We start from the raw sequence: 7,429 nt of genomic DNA on the forward strand, positions 1-7,429 counted from the left end.
TGCATGATGGGACGGCAGGCACGGATCCCCCGGTGATCATGAAGCGTAGAGAACTCCATGATCGGGCGAACCGTGCCTGCCCTACTACTGCCGCCCAGTCGGGCACCTACTGGCGGACGTTCTTAGCCCACTTGCGGCCAGTGTCCTGCCGCTGCCGGGTGACCTTCTTGTGCAGCTTCGCCGCCTGCCGTCGCGCCTCCCGATACCCGTTGGACTGCTTTTTGCCCTGCGGACAGCGGCGGCGCGCCATCATCCGCTGATACCGGGCCAGCCTCACCGCGGCCTTCTTGCCGTGCTCCGGGTGCGGGAGGTCATGGGAGTCGCTGGTCGTCGTAGCAGTCGCCGTCACACCCCAGTCGATACCGATGACCGCACCGGTAGAGGGCAGTGGTTCATTCTCTGTGGGTACGACGAACGAGCAGTACCAGTGGCCGACAGTGTCCCGGTAGACCCGCACGGACGACGGGTCAGAGGGAAGATCCCGTGACCACACAACCGTCAGCACGATCCCACCCGCCAGATGCAGACGACCATCCTTCAGCCGGAACCCGCGCTTCGTGTAGTTGAGGCTCGGATCGGCGTCGCGCTTCCTCTTCCACCCGGGCATCCCAGCCCGCCCGCGCACCGGCACCCGGTCCTTGATGTCCTTCTGCGCCTTCGCCCGCGACTTCCCGAAGTCCCGGATCAACTGCTGCTGCGGAACACTCGCCCCCTCCCGCAGCCAGGGAGTGCGGTTGCGGGCCTCGGTCAGCATCCGGTCGAGCTGCGCCGGACCGCATGTGGGCCGGTCCCCTCCACTGCCGCCGCCCCCGATGCCGTCACCACACCAACGTAGAACCGCAGCACACCACACGGCCCGGAACGCGGACACCCCACCCGAACGAGTGACCGACCAGGCAGAAGGCGAATCGCCCGCCAGTAGGGGTGAGGGCTCCGTCGTCAGAGAGGGACGGGGTTACGTGCTCGCCGGCACCAGGATGACGGCCGTCCCGTACGCGCACACCTCGGTGCCGACGTCGGCGGCGTCGGTCACGTCGAAGCGCATCATCAGCACGGCGTTCGCGCCGCGCGCCTTCGCCTGTTCGATGAGGCGTTCCATGGCCTGGTTGCGGGTCTCCACCAGGGTCTTGGTGAGACCCTTCAGCTCGCCGCCGATCATCGATTTCAGGCCCGCGCCGATCTGGCTGCCCAGATGGCGGGAGCGCACGGTGAGGCCGAAGACCTCTCCGATGACCTGCTCGACCCGGTAGCCGGGAACGTCGTTCGTCGTCACCACCATGACACCGGTCTGCTGCGCGCCGGGGCCGCCGCCGTAATCCTCGATACCCATGGCATCCACTCTGGCGGCGCCGCGCGGTGCCCGCATCCGGAGGACGGAGCCGCAGCTCCGGAGCAGCCGGACGGCACCCCGGCCGGCCTCGTATATTGCGCATATCGGGCTAAGTCACGGTGCGTCAGCCGGACCACCCGGCCCTCCGTCGCCATAGTCGTCCCTGGCAACCGCCTGGTTGCCGCCCCGTGCCGCGTTCGCGGCCGGGCGGACGTCTTCTCGGAGGAGCCGGCTCATGCTGAAGCCCACCAGGACCATCCTCGCCCTCACAGCCGGAAGCCTGGTGCTCGGTCTGGGCGGGGCGGGCACGGCCGTCGCGGCCGATCACTCGGCGCCCCGCGGCCCGGTCCTGACGACCCCCGTCGACGACGAGGAAGACGACTACGGCCGGGACGACGAGTACGGCAACCGCAAGCACGCCCGCGGCGTCGTCATCTCGCGCGGCCCGCTGACCGTCCGCAGCAGGCCGACCACCCACTCCCACAAGGTGGGCCGGGTGCACCCGCACGAGAAGCTCGCCATCGAGTGCAAGACGCGCGGCGAACGGGTCGACGGGAACAACATCTGGTACCTGCTGGAGGAGCGGGACGGGCGCGACGAGCAGGACTCCATGGACGAGGACCGCAAGAACGCGATGACCCCGAAGTCGGCGAAGGCCGCCAAGGACCGCGGCGACCGCTGGGTCTCGGCACGCTACGTCAAGAACTTCAACGAGGTCCGCTACTGCCGCTCCTAGGCGCCGTCCCGCGGGGTGGGCCGGTACACGCCACCCCGCCCCGCCCCGCGGCGAGACCTACGGCCGCATCTCCGGGCGTACGGTCCGCGGTCCCACGCACCGCGCACCGTACGCCCGTACCCGTGTCCGCAGTTCCCGGTCCGCCGTGACCACGACGCAGCCGCCGCGCTCCGCGCAGGCGGCCGCCAGCTCCACGATCCGGTCGTCGCCGCTGCCCGGCGCCTCGTCCACCCGTACGCCCGGCACCGACGCGACGCCCCGGGCCGCTCCTTCGACGACGAGGACGATCTCCTCGCCCTCGTCGCGCAGCGCCAGCCGGTCGCGCAGCCGCTCGGCAGCGCCGCGCCGGTCCCGCCACCAGCCGTCGGGCACGGACCCGACGACGTTGGCACCGTCCACGATCAGTACGTTCGGCTCGTCCACCGCCCCAGTATGGCGAGCCGGCGGGCGGTCTCCGTCCTAGAAGTCGCCGTAGTTCACCTGCCAGGTGGGCAAGCCCATCCGGCGCCAGATGGCCACCACGCGGTCGCGGTCGTCCAGGGAGACCCGGACCGCGTACCGGTCGCGTACGTGCGCGTTGAACAGCTCCGCCTTCACGATGTCGTCGCGGCGCGTGTCGCCCGCCGCCCGCATCCACAGCTCGTCGTACGGGACTTCGTGCTCCCGCAGCCAGGCCTCGGTCGGCTCCCGGTGCTCCTCCCCGCGCCCGGACAGCAGCACGATGGCGTCGCCGTCGGCCCGCCGGAAGGAGTCCAGCGCGTCGCGCACCGGCGTGTTCAGCGTGTCCAGGCCGCAGCGCGAGAAGTCGTACGGATTGCGGTCCCCGGTCATCGCGAGCGTGCCGTCGATATCGCACATCACCGCCGTGGGCAGCGCCGGGTCGGGGACGTACGGGGACACGTCCGGCTGGTCGTTGAGCCAGTCCGCGGTGAGCCGCCAGCCGCCCTTCTTGGCCTTCGCGTGCTTGTCCGCGAGTATCCGGATGATCTCCTCGCCGACCTGGCGCTCGCGGGCGGCGTCCCGTCGCAGGCACTCCTCCACGGGCACGCCGGTGTAGTCGTGCACGACGAAGGTGGCCCGTCCCGCTACGGCCGCCTTGAGCCGCTTGGGGATGTACGAGGTCAGGTGGGTGTTGTCGACGACCACGTCGAAACCGCCCTCGACGGCCGCGCTGACGGCCGCGTCCTGGATGTCCAGCACGGTCTGCTCGTGCTTGTACGAGCGCCCGCGCTCCGGGTCCGGCACGTCGAGCATGGCCCGCAGGTCGTCGAGGTTGACGCGGCGCATCCGGCCGCCGGACTCCGCCTGGAGGGCGCGCGCGGCGGTGGTCTTCCCGGAGGCCGGCAGACCCGTCATGACGTGGACCACCGGAAGCGCGGGGGGCGCGGCCGGGGACGCGGGGGTCTCGGTTTCGGGTGCTTCGGACACGGGTTCAGTTCTCCTCGTCGTTCGTGAAGGGGTCGGACGTCTCGGGCCGCACCTGCCGCCAGGTGACGAGCTCGGTCGTCCTGCCGTCGAGGCGCTGGAACAGCGCGCCGCGGATCCCGCTGTCGCGGATCCCCTTGGCGGCGCGCGCGAACGCGCCCCGGTCGGCGGCCAGGTGGGCCAGCGAGGCGTACGCCTCGTCGATGGCGCGCTCGCGGAGCGCGGCCTCGGCCTCCAGGCGTTCGATCACCGAGCGCACCCAGTGGTCGAACTCGTCGGGCACCTGTTCCAGCAGTGCGTCGAGCGGCTTGCCGCCCGAGGCCTCGATGTCGGCGACGCTGCAGTTCAGGCCCTGGGCGAGCTGCTTGAGGGGCAGGCCCGCGAACCGCTGGATGCCGTGCCCGCGCCAGATGTCCCGCTCGGTCACGCCGGTGAGCACCTTGTGGAGGCGTACGTACTCGGCGATCTTGGCCTTGGCCCGGACACCCGAGGCGAAGCGCAGGACGAAGCCCTCGGCGTCGGTACCGGTCGCGGCGGCCCCGCCGGGCAGGGTGCTGGAGCCGGTCAGCGCGAGCAGTTCTCCGAGGGGCATGGCGGGCCATACGGTGACCACGGAGCCGATGCCCTGCCAGTGGACGGCGGCTTCGGCGAGCGGCACCTCGGTGGCGTCCGTTCCGTACGCGGCGAGCAGGACCAGGTCGCGGCGGTCCCCGTAGTCCACGACGATACGGTTCTGCGGGTACAGGATCTCCGCGAGGTAGGTGGTGCCGGGGACCAGCCCGGAGGTGTCCCGTCCGTCGAGGCGGCGCTGCGCCCAGACGGCCTGGGCGCTGGTGAAGGAACCCCTGGACGCGGCCCGCCACTTCCCGGCGTAGTGGAAGAGGACCCCAAGACTGCCGTCGACCTTGTCGTACACCTCGAACGGCTCGTCCGGCAGGGCCGGTGCGTACGGCCGGCCCGACGCGTGCTCGCCGACGTTGAAGAACTTGGGCAGCGGCAGCGCGACGACCGCGCCGGTGACGTCGTCGGCGACGAGTCCGCGGCAGCGCGTGGTGACCTGGTTCCAGACCTGCTCGTACTGGGCGGTCCGGGTGTAGGTGTAGAGGGACAGCGGCAGCTCGGGGTGGGCCTTGCGGGCCACGTATCCGGCGTCGATGGCCTCGGTCAGCGCCTGCGCGGGCATCAGGTCGTGCAGAGTCAGGCGGTCCTGGCTCATGGGGTCCTCCCGGTTCGAGATGCCTCATTCTCGGGTGCGGGAGGCCCTGGCCGAAACCGAATATCGGCTCGTCAGCGCGGGTCCAACGTCCCTTTCGGGCCCGCGCCGCCCACCCGGTTGATGTCCCGGGGCCGCAGGATCCGCTGGGTGCCCGCGTCGCCGGGCCCGGCCGCGGCAACGGCGATCATGGCGCGGCCCAGGGCCCCGGTGGTGGTCACGAGGTGCGGTGCGAAGCGCCGCAGGACCGGGAAGAGCGGTGCGGTGACGGCGTACCCGGCGCGGTAGAGCGGGGTCTTGGACTGAATGCCGCGGTCCTGCTGCACGATCCCCGGCCGGAACATGTACGCCTCGAAGGGCAGCTTCAGCAGGTCGTTCTCGGTCTTCCCCTTGACCCGGGCCCACATGGAGCGGCCGCTCTCGGTGCTGTCGGTGCCCTCGCCGGATACGTAGGCGAAGGTCAGCCGCGGGTTGGCGGCGGCGAGGGGGCGGGCGGCGGCGAGCGTCAGATCGTAGGTGATCCGCCGGTACTCCTCCTCCTTCATGCGGAAGGAGGAGATGCCGAGGCAGAAGAAGCACGCGTCGTACGAGGCCAGGTCCAGGCCGGACTCCGACAGGTCGGTCGGATCGGCCCGGACGAGCTCGCGCAGCTTGGGGTGGCTGACGGCGAGGGGGGTGCGGCCGATGGCGAGGACGCTTTCGACGGACTCGTCGCGCAGGCACTCGCGCAGCACGCCCCGGCCGATCATGCCGGTCGCGCCGAAGAGGATGACGTTCACGGGTCCACCCTAGGCCGTCTCTTTCGGATTTTGCCGGTCAGGCCCGGCTCAATGGGAGACGCACAGCTCGTTGCCCTCGGGGTCTGCGAGGGTGGTCCAGGTGGAGGGGCCCTGGCTGCCTTCGTGCAGGTGCCGGGCCCCCTTGGCGAGGAGCCGCTCCACCAGGGCCCGTGGGTCGTCCTCGCCGGTGCGGACGTCGAGGTGGACGCGGTTCTTGACGGTCTTGGGCTCCTCGATGAACTGGAAGAGGATGCGGGGGGCCCGTTCGAGGCCCTCGGGGTGGCGGATCCCCTGGCCCGCCTTCCAGACGAGGACGCCCCGGTGCGTGGTGGTGTCCTCCTCGGTCGCCCTCCCGGCGGCGATCATTTCGCGGATGAACTCCTCGTCGCCGGACTCGACTTCCCATCCGAGGGCCTCGGCCCACCAGTCGGCGAGGGCGTGCGGTGTGGCGGAGTCCACGGTGATCTGAAACGTGTAGGCCATGCGGCGACCCTACCCGCGGGGCTCCCTGGATCCGCGGCAGGAAGCGCCGTCGGGTCGCGGCGCGAGGGGGGAACTTCCGCGCCGGGGGCCCCGGTTCGAAGGCCGGCCGTCGGACCCCCTGCGGGTCGCTCCTCCGCGCGTGCGCCCGGCGTCGCTAGCATGTCCGAGGGCGAAGCCCCCTTCCGCTCCACCCCGTTCCCGGGTGCGCGAGCCCCTCCGCTCCCGCCCGTCGCGGACCTGCCCGCGCGATGACCAGAGGTACCCCATGGCCTCCACCCCACCCCGGCGGCGCGGGATCCTGCGCCCGCTGGCCGCGCGGCTGTTCCCGCCGGACGGGGCGGGCGCGGAGTCTCCCCACGGGGTGCTGCCGCCGCTGCTGATCGTCCTCACCTTCGTCAGCGGCGTGGTCGACGCGGTGAGCTACCTGGGCCTCGGCCACGTCTTCGTGGCCAACATGACGGGCAACGTGGTCTTCCTCGGCTTCGCGATCGCCGGGGACCGCTCGCTGTCCGCCCCGGATTCCCTGCTGGCCGTCGGCGCCTTCCTGGCCGGGGCGGCGGCAGCCGGCCGGCTGCGGCGGACCACCGAGGCGGCCCGGATGTTCGCGCCGCTGGTGGCGGCGCAGACCGTCCTGGTGGGCGGGGCGCTCACCCTGACCGCGCTCGGCGCCGGGCCGCCGGGGGTCATCGCCCTGCTCGCCCTCGGCATGGGTCTGCAGAACGCCGTCGTGCACCGGCTCGCCGTCCCCGATCTGACCACCACCGTCGTCACCAGGGCCCTGACCGGGCTGGCGGCCGATTCGTGGGGGCCGGGGCCGCTGCGCCGCCTCGTGACGGTCGCGGCCCTGCTGCTCGGAGCCCTCACCGGTGGTTGGCTGACGCTCCGTCATGGGACGCTGTGGGCACTGGCCTTGGCCGTGGTCCTGCTGGCCTGCGTAGCGCTCTCCCCGCGATGGGACGGCACCGGACGGCAGTCGTAGGAGCAGGGCCCGCCGCGGGTGCGCGTCGGCCGGCGCGTTACGCCGGGCCCGGCGAGCGGGGTGCACAGCGCGCATGTCCCAGCCACCCGCCGGGCCCGTACGCCCTTCCCGGCCGCGCGCGGGGACAATTCCCGTCGGGCGATGCGCAGGCGGTGACACGCGGCCGTCGATGCGCAGACGTCGATACGCGGCCGTCGATACCGAGACGCCTCCGTAGGCGGCCTTTCGGCGGCGGCACTTCACCTCCGGCCTTTGGACTCTGGCCTTTCGACTCCGTCCTTTCGGCGGCGGCCTTTCCACGATGGCGTTCCGGTCTCGGTATTCCAATCCCCCATCCCTCTCCCCCGCCATCCCCCGGCGCTACTGAACTTGATTGGGTGATGTCGGGGCTGTTCGCCTGACAGCGTCCGGGTCGTTCCGGTAGCCCTGATGCTGTGAGGTACGCGCAGGGCGGCGGTTTGACCGACGCCGAGAGGGCCGCGCG

Annotated in this window: 8 protein-coding genes and 1 pseudogene; 2 read left to right on the forward strand and 7 right to left on the reverse strand. The window is 71.7% G+C overall.

Annotated elements, in window-relative coordinates:
* Window positions 1-115 precede the first annotated feature (115 nt).
* Both AC061S_RS43950 and AC061S_RS43955 read right to left on the reverse strand, forming a co-directional pair.
* Window positions 116-814: pseudogene (locus AC061S_RS43950) on the reverse strand (RNA-guided endonuclease InsQ/TnpB family protein); the annotation flags it as partial.
* A gap of 141 nt (window positions 815-955) precedes the next feature.
* Window positions 956-1,330 (reverse strand): YbjQ family protein, encoded by a 375-nt coding sequence (locus AC061S_RS43955; RefSeq protein WP_243332358.1) that lies wholly within the window; start codon window positions 1,328-1,330, stop codon window positions 956-958.
* Window positions 1,331-1,565: 235 nt separating this feature from the next.
* Here AC061S_RS43955 and AC061S_RS43960 point away from each other — a divergent pair, with 235 nt between their 5' ends.
* A complete protein-coding gene (locus AC061S_RS43960; RefSeq protein ID WP_478691495.1) occupies window positions 1,566-2,066 on the forward strand; it encodes a hypothetical protein in 501 nt (166 codons plus the stop codon).
* Window positions 2,067-2,123: 57 nt separating this feature from the next.
* On the opposite strand, the gene AC061S_RS43965 is transcribed toward AC061S_RS43960, so the two are convergent.
* From AC061S_RS43965 to AC061S_RS43985, 5 genes are all read right to left on the reverse strand, one after another.
* Window positions 2,124-2,489, reverse strand: a complete 366-nt coding sequence (locus AC061S_RS43965; protein ID WP_478691496.1) for a PIN domain-containing protein — start codon at window positions 2,487-2,489, stop codon at window positions 2,124-2,126.
* A gap of 36 nt (window positions 2,490-2,525) precedes the next feature.
* Window positions 2,526-3,494 (reverse strand): phosphatase domain-containing protein, encoded by a 969-nt coding sequence (locus tag AC061S_RS43970; RefSeq protein WP_478691497.1) that lies wholly within the window; start codon window positions 3,492-3,494, stop codon window positions 2,526-2,528.
* A 4-nt stretch (window positions 3,495-3,498) separates the two neighbouring features.
* The gene (locus AC061S_RS43975) at window positions 3,499-4,707 is read right to left on the reverse strand and encodes an RNA ligase (RefSeq protein ID WP_478691498.1); all 1,209 of its coding nucleotides are present in this window, start codon (window positions 4,705-4,707) and stop codon (window positions 3,499-3,501) included.
* Between the two features lie 71 nt (window positions 4,708-4,778).
* Window positions 4,779-5,483 carry a Rossmann-fold NAD(P)-binding domain-containing protein gene (locus AC061S_RS43980; protein WP_478691499.1) on the reverse strand — a complete coding sequence of 235 codons (705 nt, stop codon included), beginning with the start codon at window positions 5,481-5,483 and terminating at the stop codon, window positions 4,779-4,781.
* 48 nt (window positions 5,484-5,531) lie between these two features.
* A complete protein-coding gene (locus AC061S_RS43985; RefSeq protein ID WP_478691500.1) occupies window positions 5,532-5,966 on the reverse strand; it encodes a VOC family protein in 435 nt (144 codons plus the stop codon).
* 265 nt (window positions 5,967-6,231) lie between these two features.
* Here AC061S_RS43985 and AC061S_RS43990 point away from each other — a divergent pair, with 265 nt between their 5' ends.
* Window positions 6,232-6,945: a YoaK family protein gene (locus AC061S_RS43990; protein WP_478691501.1), complete on the forward strand. Its 714-nt coding sequence runs from the start codon at window positions 6,232-6,234 to the stop codon at window positions 6,943-6,945.
* The last annotated feature ends 484 nt before the right edge of the window (window positions 6,946-7,429 follow it).

It is taken from the genome of Streptomyces sp. CA189, from assembly GCF_056428985.1.